Source organism: Amycolatopsis plumensis, assembly GCF_042652605.1.
GTDB classification, from domain to species: domain Bacteria; phylum Actinomycetota; class Actinomycetes; order Mycobacteriales; family Pseudonocardiaceae; genus Amycolatopsis; species Amycolatopsis plumensis.
The window spans coordinates 1,301,522-1,321,136 of sequence record NZ_JBHSJY010000001.1 but is presented as its reverse complement, the minus strand read 5'-3'; the positions used below and the strand labels follow the sequence as shown (position 1 = coordinate 1,321,136).

The 19,615-nt window shown below is 70.4% G+C and carries 17 protein-coding genes and 1 pseudogene; 10 read left to right on the top strand and 8 right to left on the bottom strand.

Annotation, left to right across the window (positions count from 1 at the left end; genetic code table 11):
- Positions 1 to 131: 131 nt before the first annotated feature.
- Both ACFPLC_RS05910 and metX read left to right on the top strand, forming a co-directional pair.
- Complete coding sequence (locus tag ACFPLC_RS05910) at positions 132 to 1,436, top strand: bifunctional o-acetylhomoserine/o-acetylserine sulfhydrylase (protein ID WP_378188925.1); 1,305 nt, start codon at positions 132 to 134, stop codon at positions 1,434 to 1,436.
- Entirely contained in the window at positions 1,433 to 2,545 is a 1,113-nt protein-coding gene (gene metX / locus ACFPLC_RS05905; RefSeq protein WP_378188922.1) for a homoserine O-acetyltransferase MetX, read from the top strand. Before ACFPLC_RS05910 ends, metX begins: the two co-directional genes overlap by 4 nt.
- Here the strand turns inward: metX and ACFPLC_RS05900 are convergent.
- From ACFPLC_RS05900 to ACFPLC_RS05890, 3 genes are all read right to left on the bottom strand, one after another.
- Complete coding sequence (locus ACFPLC_RS05900; protein WP_013229665.1) at positions 2,542 to 3,048, bottom strand: hypothetical protein; 507 nt, start codon at positions 3,046 to 3,048, stop codon at positions 2,542 to 2,544. The genes metX and ACFPLC_RS05900 overlap by 4 nt on opposite strands.
- A 46-nt stretch (positions 3,049 to 3,094) precedes the next feature.
- Complete coding sequence (locus ACFPLC_RS05895; RefSeq protein ID WP_191312841.1) at positions 3,095 to 3,685, bottom strand: SACE_7040 family transcriptional regulator; 591 nt, start codon at positions 3,683 to 3,685, stop codon at positions 3,095 to 3,097.
- Positions 3,686 to 3,779: 94 nt separating this feature from the next.
- On the bottom strand, positions 3,780 to 5,378 hold the full coding sequence (locus ACFPLC_RS05890; protein ID WP_378188921.1) for a cellulase family glycosylhydrolase: 1,599 nt from the start codon (positions 5,376 to 5,378) through the stop codon (positions 3,780 to 3,782).
- A 239-nt stretch (positions 5,379 to 5,617) separates the two neighbouring features.
- Between ACFPLC_RS05890 and ACFPLC_RS05885 the strand changes: the two genes are divergently transcribed.
- From ACFPLC_RS05885 to ACFPLC_RS05870, 4 genes are all read left to right on the top strand, one after another.
- The gene (locus ACFPLC_RS05885; RefSeq protein ID WP_378235725.1) at positions 5,618 to 6,430 is read left to right on the top strand and encodes an SGNH/GDSL hydrolase family protein; all 813 of its coding nucleotides are present in this window, start codon (positions 5,618 to 5,620) and stop codon (positions 6,428 to 6,430) included.
- A gap of 127 nt (positions 6,431 to 6,557) precedes the next feature.
- Positions 6,558 to 8,171, top strand: a complete 1,614-nt coding sequence (locus ACFPLC_RS05880) for a carboxyl transferase domain-containing protein (RefSeq protein ID WP_378188917.1) — start codon at positions 6,558 to 6,560, stop codon at positions 8,169 to 8,171.
- A 5-nt stretch (positions 8,172 to 8,176) separates the two neighbouring features.
- Positions 8,177 to 10,162 (top strand): acetyl-CoA carboxylase biotin carboxylase subunit, encoded by a 1,986-nt coding sequence (locus ACFPLC_RS05875; protein WP_378188916.1) that lies wholly within the window; start codon positions 8,177 to 8,179, stop codon positions 10,160 to 10,162.
- Positions 10,159 to 11,313: an acyl-CoA dehydrogenase family protein gene (locus ACFPLC_RS05870; RefSeq protein ID WP_378188915.1), complete on the top strand. Its 1,155-nt coding sequence runs from the start codon at positions 10,159 to 10,161 to the stop codon at positions 11,311 to 11,313. Before ACFPLC_RS05875 ends, ACFPLC_RS05870 begins: the two co-directional genes overlap by 4 nt.
- A 41-nt stretch (positions 11,314 to 11,354) precedes the next feature.
- Here ACFPLC_RS05870 and ACFPLC_RS05865 read toward each other — a convergent pair whose 3' ends face one another.
- The 3 genes from ACFPLC_RS05865 to ACFPLC_RS05855 are packed head-to-tail and all read right to left on the bottom strand — an operon-like array spanning position 11,355 to position 13,500.
- Entirely contained in the window at positions 11,355 to 12,635 is a 1,281-nt protein-coding gene (locus ACFPLC_RS05865; protein ID WP_378188913.1) for a WXG100-like domain-containing protein, read from the bottom strand.
- Positions 12,632 to 12,967: a hypothetical protein gene (locus tag ACFPLC_RS05860; protein WP_378188911.1), complete on the bottom strand. Its 336-nt coding sequence runs from the start codon at positions 12,965 to 12,967 to the stop codon at positions 12,632 to 12,634. Before ACFPLC_RS05860 ends, ACFPLC_RS05865 begins: the two co-directional genes overlap by 4 nt.
- A gap of 11 nt (positions 12,968 to 12,978) precedes the next feature.
- Entirely contained in the window at positions 12,979 to 13,500 is a 522-nt protein-coding gene (locus ACFPLC_RS05855; RefSeq protein WP_378188910.1) for a YbaB/EbfC family nucleoid-associated protein, read from the bottom strand.
- A gap of 146 nt (positions 13,501 to 13,646) precedes the next feature.
- On the opposite strand from ACFPLC_RS05855, the gene map reads away from it, so the two are divergent.
- The 4 genes and pseudogenes from map to ACFPLC_RS05835 all read left to right on the top strand — a co-directional run bounded on the left by map (position 13,647) and on the right by ACFPLC_RS05835 (position 17,008).
- Entirely contained in the window at positions 13,647 to 14,411 is a 765-nt protein-coding gene (map, locus tag ACFPLC_RS05850; RefSeq protein WP_378188909.1) for a type I methionyl aminopeptidase, read from the top strand.
- A 10-nt stretch (positions 14,412 to 14,421) separates the two neighbouring features.
- Complete coding sequence (locus tag ACFPLC_RS05845; protein ID WP_378188908.1) at positions 14,422 to 14,934, top strand: GNAT family N-acetyltransferase; 513 nt, start codon at positions 14,422 to 14,424, stop codon at positions 14,932 to 14,934.
- Positions 14,935 to 14,993: 59 nt separating this feature from the next.
- A pseudogene (locus tag ACFPLC_RS05840) lies at positions 14,994 to 15,840 on the top strand (SDR family oxidoreductase).
- 94 nt (positions 15,841 to 15,934) lie between these two features.
- On the top strand, positions 15,935 to 17,008 hold the full coding sequence (locus tag ACFPLC_RS05835) for an alpha/beta fold hydrolase (protein ID WP_378188907.1): 1,074 nt from the start codon (positions 15,935 to 15,937) through the stop codon (positions 17,006 to 17,008).
- A gap of 56 nt (positions 17,009 to 17,064) precedes the next feature.
- Here ACFPLC_RS05835 and ACFPLC_RS05830 read toward each other — a convergent pair whose 3' ends face one another.
- On the bottom strand, positions 17,065 to 18,270 hold the full coding sequence (locus ACFPLC_RS05830) for an acyl-CoA dehydrogenase family protein (protein ID WP_378188906.1): 1,206 nt from the start codon (positions 18,268 to 18,270) through the stop codon (positions 17,065 to 17,067).
- Positions 18,271 to 18,293: 23 nt separating this feature from the next.
- A complete protein-coding gene (locus tag ACFPLC_RS05825; RefSeq protein WP_378189074.1) occupies positions 18,294 to 19,589 on the bottom strand; it encodes an acyl-CoA dehydrogenase family protein in 1,296 nt (431 codons plus the stop codon).
- Positions 19,590 to 19,615 lie beyond the last annotated feature (26 nt).

Genomic DNA, 19,615 nt, shown 5'->3' with positions numbered 1-19,615 from the left:
AGACACAGAGAGACTTGGTTGGCAAGGCAAGTCGGCTCCCAGGAGCTGGGACGGGTTGGGTAGGCCGTTCGGCGCAAGTAGCTTCGTCCCGGCAGCCCTTCCGCGAACCCTTGAGCCGCAAGGAGAAACCGATGACCGAGACTTCGGCGTGGTCCTTCGAGACCAAGCAGATCCACGCGGGCGCCGCGCCGGACCCGGCCACCGGGGCACGAGCGACGCCGATCTACCAGACGACGTCGTACGTCTTCCGGGACAGCCAGCACGGCGCCGACCTGTTCAGCCTCGCCGAGCCCGGCAACATCTACACGCGGATCATGAACCCCACCCAGGACGTGCTGGAGCAGCGGCTCGCCGCCCTCGAAGGCGGGGTCGCGGCGCTGGCGTTCGCGTCCGGCTCGGCCGCGACCACGGCGGCGATCCTGAACCTCGCGGGCGCGGGCGACCACTTCGTCTCGAGCCCGTCGCTCTACGGCGGGACCTACAACCTCTTCCACTACACGCTGCCGAAGCTCGGCGTCGAGGTCACCTTCATCGAGGACCAGGACGACCTGGAGCAGTGGCGCGCCGCCGTCCGGCCGAACACGAAGCTGTTCTTCGCCGAGACGCTGGCCAACCCGGGCAGCAACGTCCTCGACATCCGCGGTGTCGCCGACGTCGCGCACGAGGCCGGCGTCCCGCTCGTCGTCGACAACACCGTGCCGACGCCGTACCTGCTGCGCCCGATCGAGCACGGCGCCGACGTCGTCGTGCACTCCGCGACGAAGTACCTCGGCGGCCACGGGACCACGGTGGCCGGCGTGCTGGTCGACGGCGGCACGTTCGACTTCGGCAAGAACCCCGAGAAGTTCCCGGGCTTCAACGAGCCGGACCCCAGCTACCACGGCCTCAAGTACTGGGAGGCGCTCGGCCCGGGCGCGTACGCGGCGAAGGCGCGCGTCCAGATCCTGCGGGACACCGGCGCGGCGATCTCGCCGCTGAACAGCTTCCTCATCCTGCAGGGCATCGAGACGCTGTCGCTGCGCCTCGAGCGGCACGTCTCGAACGCGCAGGCGCTGGCCGAGTGGCTGGAGCAGCGCGACGAGGTCGAAAAGGTGTACTACGCCGGCCTGCCGTCGAGCCCGCACCACGCCAACGCGCAGAAGTACCTGCCGCGCGGCGCGGGCGCGGTCCTGTCGTTCGACCTGCGCGGCGGCGTGGAGGCGGGCCGGAAGTTCGTCGACGGCACCGAGCTGCACAGCCAGCTGGTGAACATCGGTGACGTCCGCAGCCTGATCGTGCACCCGGCGTCGACCACGCACAGCCAGCTGAACCCGGAGGAGCAGCTCTCCAGCGGTGTCACGCCGGGGCTGGTCCGGCTGGCCGTCGGGCTGGAGGGCATCGAGGACCTCAAGGCCGACCTCGAGGCCGGATTCCGGGCGGCCAAGGCGGAACTGTGACGGTGACCGGCGCCTGGCGGGTCGGTGACCCGCCGGGCCGCCGGAAGTTCGTCACCGGCCCGGGCGCGCTCGCGCTCGAGGCCGGTGGCGTGCTGCCTTCGTTCACGCTCGCCTACGAGACGTGGGGGACGCTGAACTCCGACGCGTCCAACGCGATCCTCGTCGAGCACGCGCTGACCGGCGACAGCCACGCGGCCGGGCCCGCCGGACCGGGGCACCCGAGCGCGGGCTGGTGGGACGGGCTGATCGGGCCGGGCAAGGCGGTGGACACGAACGAGTTCTTCGTCGTGGTCCCGAACGTGCTGGGCGGCTGCCAGGGCTCGACCGGGCCGTCGTCGCTTTCACCCGATGGGCGGCCGTGGGGCAGCCGGTTCCCGGTGGTGACGGTGCGGGACCAGGTCGCGGCCGAAGCGGCGCTGGCGGACGCGCTGGGGGTGGCGCGCTGGGCGGCCGTCGTCGGCGGGTCGATGGGCGGGATGCGGGCGCTGGAGTGGGCGGTGACGCTGCCCTCGCGGGTGGCGTCGGTGCTGGTCCTGGCGTCGACCGCGCGGGCGTCGGCCGAGCAGATCGCCTGGGCCGCACCGCAGCTGCACGCGATCCGCAGTGACCCGTTCTTCCACGGCGGCGACTACTACTCGGCCGTGGACGGGCCGGTTCGCGGGCTCGGCATCGCCCGGCGGATCGCGCACGTCACCTACCGCAGCGAGCCGGAGCTGGCCGAGCGGTTCGGCCGTTCGCCGCAGGAGGGCGAAGATCCGCTGCGCGGCGGCCGGTTCGCCGTCGAGTCCTATTTGGACCACCACGCGGCCAAGCTGGCGCGCCGCTTCGACGCCAACAGCTACCTGGTGCTGACGGAGTCGATGAACACCCACGACATCGGCCGCGGCCGCGGCGGCGTGGCGGCCGCACTGGGCCGGGTGACGGCGCGGGCGGTGATCGCCGGCGTCGACAGCGACCGGCTCTACCCGCTGTACCAGTCGGCGGAGATCGCGGCGGGCATCCCGGGCGCGCCGGAGCCGTCGGTGGTGACGTCGCCGTACGGGCACGACTCGTTCCTCATCGAAACCGGCCAGATCGCGGCCCTGGTGAAGCAGTTGCTCGGCCTCTAGTCGGAGACGGCCTCGGAGATCCAGGGGGCTACCGGGAGGTCGCGGTCCAGGCACTCCACCGACAGCCGGATGGTCCAGCGCAGCGCCTGCAGGACGAGGCTGTCGACCTCGTCCGGGGCCGCGTTGGCGAGGGCGATCTCGACCTGCTCCTGCGCGGCTTCGGTGTTGCCGTGGACCTCCGCGAGCAGCGTCCGGACCGCGGTCCGCACCGGCGGGTCGGCTTGGTCGATCGAGACCTCTTCGCCGTCCTCGTCGAACACCTGGACCTTCACCGGCGCGCTGCCGCCGTCGCCGAGCGTGGAGACCATCGCGCTGCACTCGCCGAAGAGCAGCAGCATGAGGGCCTTCGTCTCGTCCGCGCGGGCCTGCGGCTCGGCGGCCGACGGGGCGACCTCGCCCAGCGCTTCGGCGTCGTCGCCGAGGCTCAGCGCGGTCAACGCGCGCTGAGCCTTCTCGACGAGCCGGCGCTCCTGCTCGCTCCAATCGGGGTCCACGTGCCCCATCAAACACCACCACGGCGCTCGTGGGGATACCTTGATCCGCCGAGGGTCATCCGGCCGCGCGAAGGGCACCCAGCGCGAGCCGGCAGAGCAGTTCGGCGAGTTCGTCGTCACCGAGATGGCGGTTGTACGGGGTCGAGTTGATCAGTCCGAACACGGCGTGTGCCGCCGACCGCGCCTGCCGTTCTCCCAGGTCCGGCACGGCTTCGCGGATCACCCGCACCCACACTTCGACGTACTGGCGCTGGAGCGCGCGCACCTGCTTGCGGTCGGCGTCGGTGAGGTTGGCGAGGTTGCGCTCTTGAACGGTGATCAACGCCGGGTGCGCGAGCGCGAAATCGACGTGGAAGCGCACCAGGCCGGTCAGCGTGTCGTCGGGCTCGCCCGGCCGGGCGGCCCGCGCCGTGCCGCCGTCGAGCAGGTAGCGGCTGATCGAGTTCAGCATCTCGCCGAGGATCGCGTCCTTGCTGCGGAAGTGCCGGTAGAGCCCCGGCCCGGAGATGCCGACCGCGGCGCCGATGTCGTCGATGCCGACACCGTGGAAGCCGTGATGGGCGAACAGCTCGGCGGCCGCGGACAGGATCTGTTCGCGCCTGCTCGCCTTCTCGCCGTTCACGAGAGGGGTGGGGTTGGCCGGCATCCGGTCAGTTTAGAGCGGCAGGTTAGCGAGCGCTAACGTCACCGCGCCCCGGCCCTGGCTGCGGTGCCCTCAGTGCACCGCAGCCAGGGGCCGGTCACGCGGTGCAGGCCGCCGCGCCCAGCTTGACGGCCGAAGGCGCGCCCGACGGGCCGTTGGCGGTGAAACCGAGCGACACCGCCGCTCCCGCGCCCAGGGACGGGCTGTAGGACGGCGCGCTCACCGTCACCGTGGTGCCCGACTGGGTGAAGGTGCCGTTCCAGCCGCTGGCGACGGTGGCCCCGGCGGGCAGGGTGAACACGACCGTCCACGGATTGGCGGCGCTCGTCGCGGTGTTGGTGACGGTCAGCGTGCCCTGGAATCCGCCCTGCCAGGAATTGTCCAGTTTCCACGCCGTCGTGCACCCGCCGGTGCCGCCGCCGCTCGTCGTGGTCGTCGGGGTGGTCGACGTCGGGTCGGTGCCGCCGCCGGCGGGCGGGATGAGGTAGGGCTGGAGGATGCTCTGCTTCGCCTGGTTGACCGTGGTCCAGTCGTCGTTGAGGATGCCGCCGGTGTCCCCGGAGTTGGGGTTCCACGACCAGTAGGTGAACGAAATGCCGTTGACGCCCGTGCCGGTGTAGGCCATCAGCTTTTCCAGCCACACCTTGTCGACCGGGTTCGCCAGCGTGGTGCCGAACTCGCCCATCATCAGCGGCGCGATGTTCTGCTTGTACAGGTAACCCCAGTAGTGGTCCCAGATCGCGGTCAGGTTCGCCGGGTAGTCGGGGGCGCTGAACCACGGCTGGTTGTAGACCGAGGTGGCGTACTCGTGCGGGGAGTACACCAGCCGGCCGGGCACGGACAGGCGCACCGGGAACTCGCCCGCCTTCGACAGGTTCCCGCCCCACCAGCCGCAGTCCTCGTCGTTGGACGGGTCGCCGTCCCACACGTTCGACAGGCCGCCGCTGGGGCAGCTCACGCCCTCGACGAAGATCAGCCAGTTCGGCTGCACGCCGAGAATCGCGTTGCCGGCGCGCTCGGCGGCCAGCCGCCAGTCGCGGGCGGTGTCGCCGCAGCCCCAGCACGCGCCGGTCGCGGCCGGGTTGGTGCCCTCGGCGTGCGGCTCGTTGTGCAGGTCCGCGCCGATGACCGTGGTGTTGCCCGCGTAGTGCTGGGCGAGCGTCTTCCAGTCGTTGATCCAGGTGCTTTCCGGGACGCCGGCGGTGTACCAGAGCGCGGTCTGCCCCGCGCTGGTCGGCCGGTGCCGGTCGAGGATGACGCGCATCCCCTTCGTCCCCGCGTAGCCGATCACCTTGTCGAGGATCTGCAGCGGGGACAGCCCGATCAGGTCGGGGTTGGTGTAGTCGTTGATCCCGGTGGCCGTGGCGCCGGGTTTCAGCGCGTCGTCGGAGAACGGCACGCGCAGGGTGTTGTAGCCCAGCTGCGCCATCTGGTCGAGCTGCTGGCGCCAGGTGCGGCTGGACCACAGGCCGTGGAAGGTTCTGTTGTCGGTCTCCATCCCGAACCAGTTGATGCCGGTCAGCCGGACCGTCGCCCCCGTGCTGTCCAGGATCTTGTTGCCGCTGGTGTGCAGGTACCCGGTGCCCGTACCGCCGGCCGCCGCCGCGACCTGGCCGGTCGCGCCGAAGGCGACCAGGCCGCTCGCGGTCACCACGGCCGCGGCCAGCAGGCCGAACGCCTTTCTCAGCTGCGTCATCTGCTCTCCTTTGAGCGAAACGTCGTTCTGGGAGCGCTCCCAGACGAGGTTAGCGATCGCGGTCACCGTGTCAAGGGCGCGGGGTGAATCTTGCGTCGCGGGGAACGGCAGTCAGCCGATCGCCGACGTTTCACACTTCCGGTGTGGGCCGAGTGGGTACCTACCGGTAACGAGGGGTTCCTTGCCAGCCTTCCACCTGCTGTCCTATTTGGGTCGGCCCTGTCACAAAGGAGTGACCCATGGCTGTTCCCACCCGTAATTTCCGGCGATCCCTCCTACGGTTGAGCACGGCCCTGGGGGCCGTCGTCCTTGCCACTCTCGGCGTCACGGGCCTCGCCCACGCCGCCGGGACCGTCTACGCCGCGCTCGGCGACTCCTACTCCTCCGGGGTCGGGGCCGGCAGCTACGGCAGTTCCGGGAGCTGTTACCGCAGCTCCAAGGCCTACCCGCAACTGTGGGCCAACGCCCACAGCGGCACCTCGTTCACGTTCCTCGCCTGCTCGGGGGCGAAGACCGGGGACGTGATCAACCAGGCGAACTCGATCCCCTCGTCGGCCACGCTCGTCACGGTGACCGTCGGCGGGAACGACGCCGGGTTCAGCGACGTGATCACCACCTGCACCCTGGGCAGTGACTCCGACTGCGTGAACCGGGTCGACACCGCCAAGACGTACGTGAACAACACGTTGCCGGCGCTGCTGACCAACACCTACAACGCGATCAAGGCCAAGGCGCCGGGCGCCCGGCTCGTCGTCCTGTCCTACCCGCGCTTCTACACCGTGCCCGGCTCCTGCTGGGTCGGGTTGAGCGACACCAAGCGCACGGCGATCAACTCGGGCGCCGACGCGCTCGCGTCGGTGATCCAGTCGCGGGCCGGCTCGGCGGGCGCGACCTTCGTCGACGTGCGGCCGTCGTTCGTCGGGCACAACATCTGCTCGTCGGCCGGCGATTACCTGCACAGCCTGACCTGGCCGGTGATCGAGTCCTACCACCCGACCGTCGCCGGGCAGTCGGGCGGCTACTACGCCCCGCTGCAGGCGGCGATCGGCTGAGCCGGATCCGTGCGGGTCACCCCGGTCCGCCGGGGTGACCCCTTCCGCGCGCCGGCGACTGGACACCCACGTTAGCGGTCGCTAACATCGAGGCAGAGGTTAACGACCGCTAACTTCGAGGGAGCCCATGGACACGCCGGCACTGGGGACTACGGCTGCCCCGGACAGCGAGGCCTACGCCCGCAACGCCACCTCCCACGCGGAGCTGGTGGAAGACCTCCGCAAACGCTTGGCGAGCGCCCGGCTGGGCGGCCCGGAGAAGGCTCGCACCCGGCACGTCGAACGCGGCAAGCTGCTGCCCCGCGACCGCGTCGACACGCTGCTCGACCCGGGTTCGCCGTTCCTCGAACTGTCCCCGCTGGCGGCGAACGGGCTCTACGACGACGAGGCACCCTCGGCCGGCATCATCACCGGCGTCGGGCGCGTTTCGGGCCGGGAGTGCGTGGTCGTCGCCAACGACGCCACCGTCAAGGGCGGCACCTACTACCCGATGACGGTGAAGAAGCACCTGCGCGCCCAGGAGGTCGCGCTGCACAACAACCTGCCGTGCGTCTACCTGGTGGACTCCGGCGGCGCGTTCCTGCCCCGGCAGGACGAGGTCTTCCCGGATCGTGAACACTTCGGCCGGATCTTCTACAACCAGGCGACGATGTCCGCGCGCGGCATCCCGCAGATCGCCGCCGTGCTCGGCTCCTGCACCGCCGGCGGCGCGTACGTCCCGGCGATGAGCGACGAAGCCGTGATCGTCCGGAACCAGGGCACGATCTTCCTCGGCGGCCCGCCGCTGGTGAAGGCGGCGACCGGTGAGGTCGTGACGGCCGAGGAGCTGGGCGGCGGCGACGTCCACGCCCGCCAGTCCGGCGTCACCGACCACCTGGCCGACGACGACGCCCACGCGCTGCGGATCGTTCGCTCGATCGTGTCGACTTTGGGTCCGCGCGCCCCGCGGCCGTGGGACGTCCGGCCGACCGAGGAGCCCGCGGTGGACCCGGCCGAGCTGTACGGCGTCGTGCCGACCGACCCGCGCGTGCCGTATGACGTACGCGAGGTGATCGCCCGGATCGTCGACGGCAGCCGGTTCGCCGAGTTCAAGAAGGAGTACGGGTCGACGCTGGTGACCGGCTTCGCCCGGATCCACGGCCACCCGGTCGGCATCATCGCGAACAACGGCGTGCTCTTCGCCGAGTCGGCGATGAAGGGCGCGCACTTCATCGAGCTGTGCGACAAGCGCTCGATCCCGCTGCTGTTCCTGCAGAACATCACCGGCTTCATGGTCGGGCGCGCGTACGAGGCCGGCGGCATCGCCAAGCACGGCGCGAAGATGGTCACCGCGGTGGCGTGCGCGCGGGTGCCGAAGTTGACCGTCGTGATCGGCGGCTCGTTCGGGGCGGGCAACTACTCGATGTGCGGCCGGGCGTACTCGCCGCGGTTCCTGTGGATGTGGCCGAACGCGCGGATCTCGGTGATGGGCGGCGAGCAGGCGGCCTCGGTGCTGTCGACGGTCCGCCGCGACTCGATCGAGGCCCGCGGCGGCGAGTGGTCCACAGAGGACGAAGAGGCGTTCAAGGACCCGATCCGCGAGCAGTACGAGGCGCAGGGCAGCCCGTACTACTCCACCGCGCGGCTGTGGGACGACGGCGTCATCGACCCGGCGGACACCCGCACGGTGCTCGGCCTCGCCCTCTCGGCCGCGGCCAACGCGCCGCTGTCCGAGGTCAACTACGGCGTCTTCCGGATGTGAGGGGCATGTTCGACTCAGTGTTGGTCGCGAACCGGGGCGAGATCGCGGTCCGGGTCATCCGCACGCTGCGGGCGCTGGGCATCCGCGCGGTCGCCGTGTACAGCGACGCGGACGCCGACGCGCGGCACGTCCGGGAGGCGCACACGGCGGTGCGCATCGGCCCGGCCGAGGCGGCTCGCAGTTACTTGAACATCCCGGCCATTGTGGACGCTGCCGTGTCTTCGGGTGCGCAGGCCGTGCACCCGGGGTACGGCTTCCTGGCCGAGAACGCCGAGTTCGCACGGGCCTGCGAGGAAGCTGGGCTGGTGTTCATCGGCCCGCCGGTGGCCGCGATCGAAGCCATGGGCGACAAGATCCGCGCCAAGGCGACGGTGTCGAAGGCCGGGGTCCCGGTCGTGCCCGGCGCGTCCGATGTGGACATCCCGGACGGCGACTTCGCTTCGGCGGCTGCGAAAGTCGGGTACCCGCTGCTGCTCAAGCCGTCCGCCGGTGGTGGCGGCAAGGGCATGCGGCTGGTGCACGCGCCCGAGGAGCTGGACGCGGCGATCGAGTCCGCGCGGCGCGAGGCCAAGGGGTCCTTCGGCGACGACACGCTGCTGATGGAGCGGTTCGTCACGACCCCGCGGCACATCGAGATCCAGGTCATGGCGGACAAGCACGGCAACGTCATCCACCTCGGCGAGCGCGAGTGCAGCCTGCAGCGGCGGCACCAGAAGATCATCGAAGAAGCGCCGTCGGTGCTGCTCGACGACGTCACTCGCGAGAAGATGGGCTCGGCGGCGGCCGAAGCCGCGCGCTCGGTCGGGTACGTCGGTGCCGGGACCGTCGAGTTCATCATGTCGGCGAAGAACCCGGACGAGTTCTTCTTCATGGAGATGAACACCCGGCTGCAGGTCGAGCACCCCGTCACCGAGCTGGTCACCGGCCTCGACCTCGTCGAGTGGCAGGTCCGGGTGGCGGCGGGGGAACGCCTCACCGTCACGCAGGACGACGTGGTGTTGAACGGCCACGCCGTCGAGGCGCGCGTGTACGCCGAGGACCCGGCGCGCGGCTTCATCCCGACCGGTGGCACGGTGCTGGCGGTGCACGAGCCGTCCGGCGACGGTGTCCGCGTCGACTCGTGGATGACGCCGGGCGCGGTCGTCGGCTCGAACTACGACCCGATGCTGGCCAAGGTCATCGCCTGGGGTCCGGACCGCGCGGCGGCGCTGCACCGGCTCGACCTGGCGCTGGCCGATACGGCGTTGCTCGGCATCGGCACCAACACGGCGTTCCTGCGCGGGCTGCTGGCCGACGCCGACGTCCGCGCGGGCCGGCTCGACACCGAGCTGGTCGACCGGCGGCTGTCGGAGCTGGTTTCCCCGGACGTGCCCCCGGAGTTCTTCGTCGCGGCCGCGCTGGACCGCTTCCTGGAACTGCAGCCGTCCGGGCCCGTGGTGGACCCGTGGGACGTGCCGGACGGCTGGCGGATGGGGGGCTCCGGCGGGGTGACGTTCCGGCTGAAGTCCGGCGCCGCCCGCGCGGTGGTCCGCGTGCAGGGCACGCCCGCCGCGGCGACGGTGTTCGTCGACGAGGGTGAGCCGGTCCGGGTGTCGGCCCGGCGCGACGGCGACGTCCTGGAGATCCGGCACGCGGGCGGCTTCCACCGCTACCGCCAGGCCTGCGGTCCGGACCGGACGGTCTGGCTGGCGCGGGACGGGCTCAGCTTCCCGTTCGGGGAGCAGGAGTTCGTGCTCGCGTCGCGCGGCGAGGCCGCCGGGGCGGGCCCGGTCACCAGCCCGATGCCGGGCACGGTGCTCGTGGTGAAGGTCGCCGCAGGAGACGTCGTGAAGGCCGGAACGCCGTTGCTGGTCGTCGAAGCGATGAAGATGGAGCACACGGTCACCGCGCCGATCGACGGCGTGGTCAGCGAACTCCCCGTCCGGGCCGGCCAGCAGGTCGCGCTCGACGAAACCCTTGCCGTAGTGAAGCCCCACGAGGAGCAGCAGTGATCGACTTCCGCCTGGACGAGGAGTACGAGGCCCTCCGCAAGACCGTCGAGGACTTCGCGCACGCCGAAGTCGCGCCGGTGATCGGCGAGCTGTACGAGAAGGAAGAGTTCCCGTACGCCATCGTCGCGAAGATGGGGGAGATGGGCCTGTTCGGGCTCCCGTTCCCCGAGGAGTTCGGCGGCATGGGCGGCGACTACTTCGCGCTGTGCCTGGCGTTGGAGGAACTGGCCCGGGTCGATTCGTCGGTGGCGATCACCCTGGAGGCCGGCGTTTCCCTCGGCGCGATGCCGATCTACCGCTTCGGTTCGCAGGAGCAAAAGGAGAAGTGGCTGCCCGACCTGTGCGCGGGGACGGCGCTGGGCGGCTTCGGCCTGACCGAACCGGGCGGCGGTTCGGACGCGGGCGCGACCCGCACGCGCGCCTCTTTGGACGGTGACGAGTGGGTCGTCAACGGCAGCAAGGCGTTCATCACGAACTCCGGCACGGACATCACCCGGTTCGTCACCGCCACCGCGGTCACCGACGTGATGGAGAACGGCCGCAAGGAGATCTCGGCGATCCTCATCCCGTCCGGCACACCGGGCTTCGAGGTGGCGCCCAAGTACTCCAAGGTCGGCTGGAACTGCTCGGACACGCACGAACTGTCCTTTTCGGACGTGCGGGTGCCCGCGGAGAACCTGATCGGCGTCCGCGGCCGCGGGTACGCGCAGTTCCTGTCCATCCTGGACGAAGGCCGGGTCGCGATCGCCGCGCTGTCGGTCGGTCTCGCGCAGGGCTGCGTGGACGAGTGCCTCAAGTACGTCAAGGACCGGGTGGCGTTCGGCAAGCGGATCGGCGAGTACCAGGCGATCCAGTTCAAGATCGCGGACATGGAGGTCCGCACGCACACCGCCCGCCTGGCGTACTACCAGGCGGCGTCGAAGATGCTGCGCGGCGAGCCGTTCAAGAAGGAGGCGTCGATCGCGAAGCTGGTGGCCTCCAACGCGGCCATGGACAACGCCCGCGACGCGACGCAGATCTTCGGCGGCTACGGGTTCATGAACGAATACCCGGTCAGCCGGTTCTACCGCGACGCGAAGATCCTGGAGATCGGCGAAGGCACGAGCGAGGTCCAGAAGATGCTGATCTCGCGCCACCTCGGCGTCTCGTGAGTGGTAAGGCGGGTTAGAACCCGCCTTACCACTCACGAGGGCTACTGCGGCTGTTGCTGCTTCTTGTCCTCCTCGGCCCACGCGGCTTCCGCCTGCATCTGGATGTCGGTGAGGCCGCGGTCGACCTGCACGATGTCCTTGCCCGCCCAGCCGGCGAAGTTCTTCGAGCTCTTGGCGTCGGACAGCGCCTTCAGCATCGGGTAGTACTCCGGGTGGTTCTTCTTGAGCCAGTCGTCGGCGAACTTCATCTTCTGGTAGCTGTCCCCGAACTTGGTCTTCAGCCAGTCCTCGTGCTTCTTGATCATCGGGAAGTCGTGTTCGCTCAGGTGCGACTGCGGTGACGGCGGCTTGGGTGCGGGTGGCGGGTCCGCGGGCTTCGGCAGCGGCCGCGAGAAGTTCGGGACGGTCCCGTCGCCCGGCGGCCGGGTGCTCGGCGTGGCGCCACCGGTCCCGGGCACGTCGTGGGTGATGGCGGTGCCGGGTGGCGGGGGCAGCGGCCGGGAGAAGTTGGGCACGGTGTTGCCGTTCGGGCGCGGCACCGGCGTCAGCTCGTGGCCCGACGCGCCCGGCTTCGGCTTGACCAGCTTCGACAGCTGCGTGAGCCGCGCCATCGTGCGCCCGGCGTAGGCGACGACCTTGGCGAGCTTGGCCGCCATCGCCGCGACCTGCACCGAGACCTGGACGACGATCTTGCTCACGCCGACGGCGATCGAGGCGCCGAAGGTGAACGCGGCCATCGCCAGTGCGATCAGCATCGTCGAGATGATGTCGCCGAGGATGGTCGTGATGATGTCGCGCAGCAGCGCGCGGACCGCGGCGATCAGCGCCCCGGTGGTCTCGACCATGTAGCCGGCGACGTCGGACGCCTTCGCGTTGGCGTCGATCCAGCCCCTGCGGTCGTTGATCGACTTTTCGAAGCTGTCGTGGCCCTTGCCCTGCCATTGGGTGATCGTCGACTTGAGCGTCTTGTCGAGCTCTTCGCCGGTGTTGCGCAGCGACTCGCCGATCTTGTGCAGCTCGTTGGCGAGCTTGGTGACCTCGGACGGGTTGCCCGCGACCTGGTCGAGCGGCCACTTGAGGAACGAGACGTGCTCGATCAGCCAGCCCAAGCCCGCGGCGATCAGCTTCGCCAGCGGGTCCATGGCGAACGCGACGGTGTCGAGCGCGGCGCTGACGAGGTTGATGCCCAGCTCGACGCCGACGGCGGCGAGGTCGCCGCCGTGCTCGGTCTGGACCTTGCCGATCGAGTCGCCGACCTGCTTCCAGCTGTCGAAGACGCCGGCGCCGGTCGTCGAGTTCGAGGCCGTGATGGGGACGGTCACTTGCCCAGCTCCGTTTCGAAGGTGCTCAAGCCCTGTGCCGTGTTCGCGTCGTGGATGGCGTACGTCTCGGCTGCCTTCTGCACGTCGGCGGCGGACTTGCCGATGTCCCCGGCGAGCTTGCCGATCTCGCCGGTGATCACCGCCATCGTGATCCGCGAGGGCACGGCGAGGACCTGCGCGAGCAGGATGCCGAACGCGGCGTTGTCGAACCCGTTGGCGGCCTGCATCCGGTTCGCGGCGTCCTGCACCGCCGGTTGCGTGGTGCCCGAAAGGTACTGGCCGAACTTCTGCAGCTCGGCCGGGTCGACCGAGAAACCTGCTCCGGAAACCACGGTTTCCCCTCCTACCAAGGGTTGCTCTCGTCGTCTTCGTCCGGCTCGGGCCGGGGACGGCGACGCGGCGGACCTTGCTGTGGTGGCGGCGGGCGGTGCGGGGGCGAAGGCGGTCGATCGGTGGCCTCCTGCTCCGGCATGAACACCTCGCTCTTGCCGGGTGGCGGCCCGTCGTCCGGTTCGGGCGACGGCAGGAACTCGTCCAGCAGCCCGCGGGCGGCCGAGTTCTCCCCCACCATGCCGCTGAACGCGTCGGCGACCTGGGCCGAGACCTTCTGCTGCGCGCGGCCGATCAGCTGCATCACCAGACCCGAAAGGGCCTGCGGGGGGCGCTCGTACGCGCGGGGGCCGAACCGGAGGTCCTGCAGGACCCCGCTCGGGCCGACCGTCACCGAGACCGCTCCGTCCGGCGATTGCACGCTGGCCGTGGCGGCTTGGAGTTTTTCCTGGGCTGCGGCGGCTTTCGCCTGGATCTCCGCGAGTTCCGCGCCGAACGCGGCCAAGGCATCGCCGTCGGGCACTGACTGGGTCAATTTGTCCTTCTCGCAAAGGAGGTCGTGAACACCGGAAGTCAATCAGCGCCCGTTGAACTGCGGATGACGCGGACGGAGCCACCGGCTGAACGCCGCCAGGTCGGCTCGCGCTGGACAGCGATAACTATACCGGTATAGTTATCGCCATGGTCGAGATCAAAACCGAGTCCGAGCTCGCGATGATGCGCGAAGCCGGCCGAGTCGTGGCGAACACCCTGCACGCGGTCAAGGAGGCCGCCGCGATCGGCGTTTCGCTGCGTGAGCTGGACGAAGTCGCCGCCCACGTCATCAGCGAGGCCGGCGCGAAACCGTCGTTCCTGCACTACCAGCCGCGGTCCGCGCCGACGCCCTACCCGAACGTCCTCTGCGCCAGCGTCAACGACGTCGTCGTGCACGGGATCCCCACCGCCTACCGCATCCAGGACGGCGACCTGGTCAGCATCGACTGCGGCGCGATCCTCGACGGCTGGAACGGTGACGCCGCGATCAGCTTCGTCGTCGGCAACGCCGATCCCGCCGACCTCGCGCTCATCGCGGCCACCGAGCGCGCGTTGGCCGCGGGCATCGCCGCCGCTCAGCCGGGCGCGAAGCTGGGGGACATCTCGTCCGCGATCGGCGCCGCCGGCCGGGCGGAGGGTCACGGCATGCTCGACGACCACGGCGGGCACGGCATCGGCCGCGCGATGCACGAGGACCCGCACCTGCCGAACGAAGGTCGCGCGGGCCGCGGAATGCGGCTCAAGCCGGGTCTCGCGCTGGCCATCGAGCCGATGCTCACCCGTGGGGGTGATGCCTACCGGTACGCCGAGGACGGCTGGTCGATCCTCACCGCCGACGGCAGCCGGGCCGCGCACGTCGAGCACACCATCGCGATCACCGAAGACGGCCCGCGCGTGCTCACCGTGCGGTAGACAGGAGGCCATGGACAACATCGTCATCCGATCGGGTGACTCTGGGGATGTGGACACGCTGCTGCGCTTCTTCGACGAAGCCGTCGAATGGCTGGTCGCCCGGGGAAGCGGGAAGCAGTGGGGGACCGAGCGGTGGAGCCGGGTCCCGAAGCGCGTCGAGCGGGTCAAGGGCATGGCGGCGGATCCGGGCCTGCGCATCGCGGTGGTCGACGGCGAGCCCGCCGGGGCGCTGATCGTGTCCGAGGAACACGACCCGCACGTGCCCGCGGTCGACGAGCGCGAGCTGTACATCCGGCTGCTGATCACGTCACGGCGGTTCACCGGGCGGCGCGTCGGCGGGCGCCTCGTCGAGTACGCGCTCGACGAGGCCCGGCGGCGCGGCATCGACCTCGTGCGTGTCGACTGCTGGGCCGGCGGCGACGGTGAACTGCAGCGGTACTACGAGAGCCAGGGGTTCGAGCCGACCGTGCGGTTCACCGTCGAGGAGTGGGTCGGCCAGGTGCTGGAGCAGCGCGTGGGGTAGCGCACTTCCGGTTCGGGGGCGACACTGTTGACGCGGTGCCAACAGACGAAGGAGTCGCCATGGATCTCGCGGGCAAGGTCGTCGTCATCACCGGTGGCGGGCAGGGGATCGGCGCGGCGACCGCGTCGGCGCTGGCCCGGCTCGGCGCGAAGGTGGTGATCGGCGACCTCGACCAGGTCCGGGCCGAGAAGACCGCCGGCGAGCTCGGGGCCGAGGCGCTGCCGCTGGACGTCACCGACCTCCGCGGGTTCACCGGATTCCTCGACGAGGTCGAACGCCGGCACGGCCGCATCGACGTGCTGATCAACAACGCCGGCATCATGCCGCTTGGCGACCTGGAGACGGAGAGCGACGCGACGACCCGGCGTCAGCTGGAGATCAACCTGCACGCCGTCATCCACGGCACGCGCGAGGCGGTGAAGCGGATGCGGCCGCGGCGCAGCGGGCACATCGTCAACGTCGCTTCGTTCGCGGGCAAGGCCGGTTTCCCCGGCGCGGCGACCTACTGCGCCACCAAGCACGCCGTCGTCGGGCTGTCCGAGGCGGTGCACCTGGAGCTGCACGGCAGCGGCGTCCACGTCTCGTGCGTGATGCCGGGCATCGTGCGGACGGAGCTCGCGAGCGGACTAGCCGAGGCGAAGATGTTCAAGTCGGTGCGGCCGGAAGATGTGGCCGACGCCATCGTATCCGCGCTGCGCAAGCCTCGTTTCGACGTTTTCGTGCCCCGCTCGCTGGGCGCTATGGGCAAGCTCACGCGGCTGCTGCCGCGGCGGGCGGGCGAGGCGTTCGCGCGGGCGTTGAAAGCGGACCGGCTTTTTGGCTTCGGCAGCCCATTCCCCGGCCCGCGCGGCGTACGAAGCCCGAGCCGCGGAGAGCGGGCCCGGGGTAACTCGGACGGAGCAGTGACTGTCCGAATTGGACGTGTTCGCGGGTGAGGGGCTGTTGAGTCCGCCCGGCCGGCCCGGCAAGATTGCCTCGGACCGGTTTTTGGGAGGACTCGATGGCTTCACCACCTGCGCGGCTGGCCGCCGCGGCGTCGAACGTGGTCGGCAAGGTGCTGCACGGCGGCGTCGCCGACCTGCGCCCGATGCCGCGGGTGCTGATCGACCAGGGTCCCAACCGCTCGCTGTACCGGATGACGCACCGCGGCGGGACGGTGTCCGGGCCGCCGATCCTGCTGGTGCCGCCGCTGGCCGCGCCGGCGATCTGCTTCGACCTGCGCCGCGGCTGCAGCCTCATCGAGCACCTGGTCGAGGGCCGCCGCAACACCTACCTCGTCGACTACGGAATGGTGGCGTTCTCCGACCGCCGCCTGGGTATCGAGCACTGGATCGACGAGGTGCTGCCGCGCGCGATCCGACGGGTGAGTCTTGATGCGGGCGGGCAGCCGGTGCACCTGGTGTCGTGGTCGCTGGGCGGGATCTTCTCGCTGCTGGTGAACGCCGACCAGCCGGACCTCCCGATCGCGTCGATCACCGCGATCGGCTCGCCGGTGGACTTCACGGCCATCCCGATCGTGGCGCCGTTCCGCCCGCTGGTCGACCTCACGAACGGCCACCTGCTGACCCCGATTTACCGGGCGTTCGGCGGCGCACCGTCCTATTTGGTCAGCCGGGTGTTCCGCGCGACGGGCATCAGCAAGGAAATCACCAAACCGCTGGCCATTTTGAAGAACCTCGACGACCGCGACTACCTGGCCCAGATCGAGGCGGTCGACCACTTCATGAGCAACATGTACGCCTACCCGGGCCGCACGTTCGGTCAGCTGTACCACCGCCTGTTCCGCACGAACGACCTGGCGGAGGGCAAGGTGGACCTGAACGGCCGGATCATTTCGCTGTCCGCTGTCCGCGTGCCGACGCTGGTGGTGGCGGGCGAGAACGACACGATCGCCCCGCGGCCCTCGGTCGAGCGCGTGGTGGAGCTGCTGGACAAGGCCCCGGAGGTCCGCTTCAAGACGGCACCGGGCGGCCACCTGGGCGTGCTGACGGGCCGGAAAGCCCGCGGCACGACGTGGCGCTACCTGGACGAGTTCCTGGACGACCAGCTCAGCAGCCTGCCGCGGCCGTCGTGAGTGGCAAGGAGGGTTAGAACCCGCTTTACCACTCACGACAAGCCGCGGCAGAGGACTTACTTGAGCTCGGCGGACGTCTTCCCGAGGACCCGCCTCGCGACGATCAGCTGCTGGATCTGCTGCGTCCCCTCGAAGATGTCCAGGATCTTCGCGTCCCGCGCCCACTTCTCGAGCAGCGACTCCTCGCCGTAAGCCCCGGTCAGCTCCACGCACTTCAGCGCGATCTCCACCACCGAGCGCCCCGCCTTGGCCTTCGCCATGGACGCCTGCAGCGAGTTCGGCTTGCGGTTGTCCGCCATCCAGGCCGATTCCAGCGTCAGCAGGTACGCCGACTCGTAGTCCGCCTCGAGGCGCAGGAACTCCGCCGCCGCCGCGTGCTGGGAGTTGGCCGGGCGGTCGTAGTCGATCTCGATGCCCGCCTCGGTGAGGATCCGCTTCGTCTCCTCCAGCGCCGCGCGGGCGACGCCGATCGCCATGGCCGCCACCAGGGGGCGGGTGTTGTCGAACGTCTGCATGACGCCCGCGAAACCCTTTTTGGTGTCGATCTCCGGCGAGCCCAGGAGGTTTTCCTTCGGGACGCGGCAGTTCTCGAAGCGCAGCACCGCCGTGTCCGAAGCGCGGATGCCGAGCTTGTGCTCGGTGCGGACGACCTCGAAGCCGGGAGTGCCCTTCTCGACCACGAACGACTTGATCGCCGCGCGGCCCTTGGACTTGTCCAGCGTCGCCCACACGACCACCGCGTCGGCGCGCTCGCCCGAGGTCACGAAGATTTTCTCGCCGTTCAGGACGTAGTGGTCGCCGTCGAGACGAGCCGTCGTGCTGACCGCCGCCGAGTCCGAGCCGAACGACGGTTCGGTGATGGCCATCGCGGCCCACATGCCGGAGAAGCGCTCGAGCTGCTCGTCCGTCGCCACCGAGCTGATCGCCGCGTTGCCGAGGCCCTGGCGCGGCATCGACAGCAGCAGGCCGACGTCACCCCAGCACATCTCGATGGTGCCGAGGACGACGTTCAGGTTGGCGCCGTTGCGGTTGCCCTTCTCTTCCTTCTCGGAAGCGGAGCGGCGCACGCCGGCCGCGCCCGCGCCACCTTCGCCGGAGGAGTTGAGGCCGTCCAGCAGCGCTGCGAACATGTCCAGCTCGCTGGGGTACGTGTGTTCCGCGCGGTCGTACTTGCGCGAGATCGGCCGGAACACCTCGGCCGCGGCCTGGTACGCCTGGTTGATCAGCGCGCCGGCCTTCTTGGGGACTTCCAGGTTGATCATTGGTCCAAAGCCTTTCTCAAAGCCTAGAGAAGGACGGCGCCTTCCATGACGCCGATGGCGCGCAGGTCCCGGTACCAGCGCTCGACTGGGTGCTCCTTGACGAAGCCGTGCCCGCCGAGCAGCTGCACGCCCGCGTTGCCGATCTGCATGCCCTTGTCCACGGCCAGCTTCCGCGCCAGCGCGACCTCGCGGGCGTAGGGCTTGCCCTGCTCGGCCCGCGCCGCGGCGCGCAGCGTCACCAGCCGCAGGCCCTCGAGCTCGATTGCGATGTCGGCGACGGAGAACGCCACGGCCTGCCGGTGGCTGATCGGCTCGCCGAACGCGACCCGCTCGTTGACGTAGGGGACGACGTAGTCGAGGACGGCCTTCGCGGTGCCGACGGCCAGCGCCGCCCAGCCCAGCCGCGACAGCCGGACGACCTCGGCGAAGACGTCCGCCTTGCCGCCGCCGAGCAGCGCACCCGCGGGCAGCGCGACCTTCTCGAGGTGCAGCTTGCCGGTCGCGGCGCCGCGCAGGCCCATCGCCGGCTCGGCCTCGATGGACACCCCGGCGTTCGACGACTCGACGAGGAACAGCGCCGGACCGCGGCCTTCGAGGTCGGCCGACACGATGAACAGCTCCGCCTGCGTCGCCCGCGGAACCAGCGACTTCACGCCGTCGAGCTGGTAGCCCTTCGGCGTGCGGCGCGCCTTCGCGGCGGGCTTGAAGGGGTCGTAGAGCGCTTTCTGCTCCTGCAGGGCCAGCGCCGCGGCCGGGACGTGCTCGCCGGTGAACGCGGGCAGGTAGTCGGCCTGCTGCTGCTCGTCACCCCAGCTGACCAGCGCGGTGCTGACGGCGGAGGGCGCGAGCACGGCCACGGCCAGGCCGAGGTCGCCGTGGGCGAGCGCTTCCGCGACGAGCGCGTTGGTCACCACCGAGCGTTCCGTGCCGACCCCGCCGAGCTCCTCGGGGATACCGACCAGGCTGATGCCCAGCTCGGCGGCCCGGCTCAGCAGGCCCTCGGGCGCCTCGAGCTTGGCGTCGGCGTCCGCGGCGGCCGGCCGCAGCTGCTCGGCGGCGAACTCGGTCACCGTTTCGACGATGAGCTGCTGGTCCTCGGTCGGCGTGAGGTCGAACAGCCCGGTGTCCGCGGCCGGCGCGAGCCGGGCGGGCTTGCCCAGCTTCTGCACGGACTTGAACGACCGGGTCGCCGCGCCGGCGACGCGGAAGCCGTTCCGGGTCCCCGCGGTGACCAGGCCTTCGAGCGGCTTCCGCAGCCCGGCCCGGTCGACGACCTTGCTCCCGGCCAGCCGGGTCAGCGCGGACAGGCCCCAGCCCATCGCGTCCCGTTTCCTTGGCGCAGCCA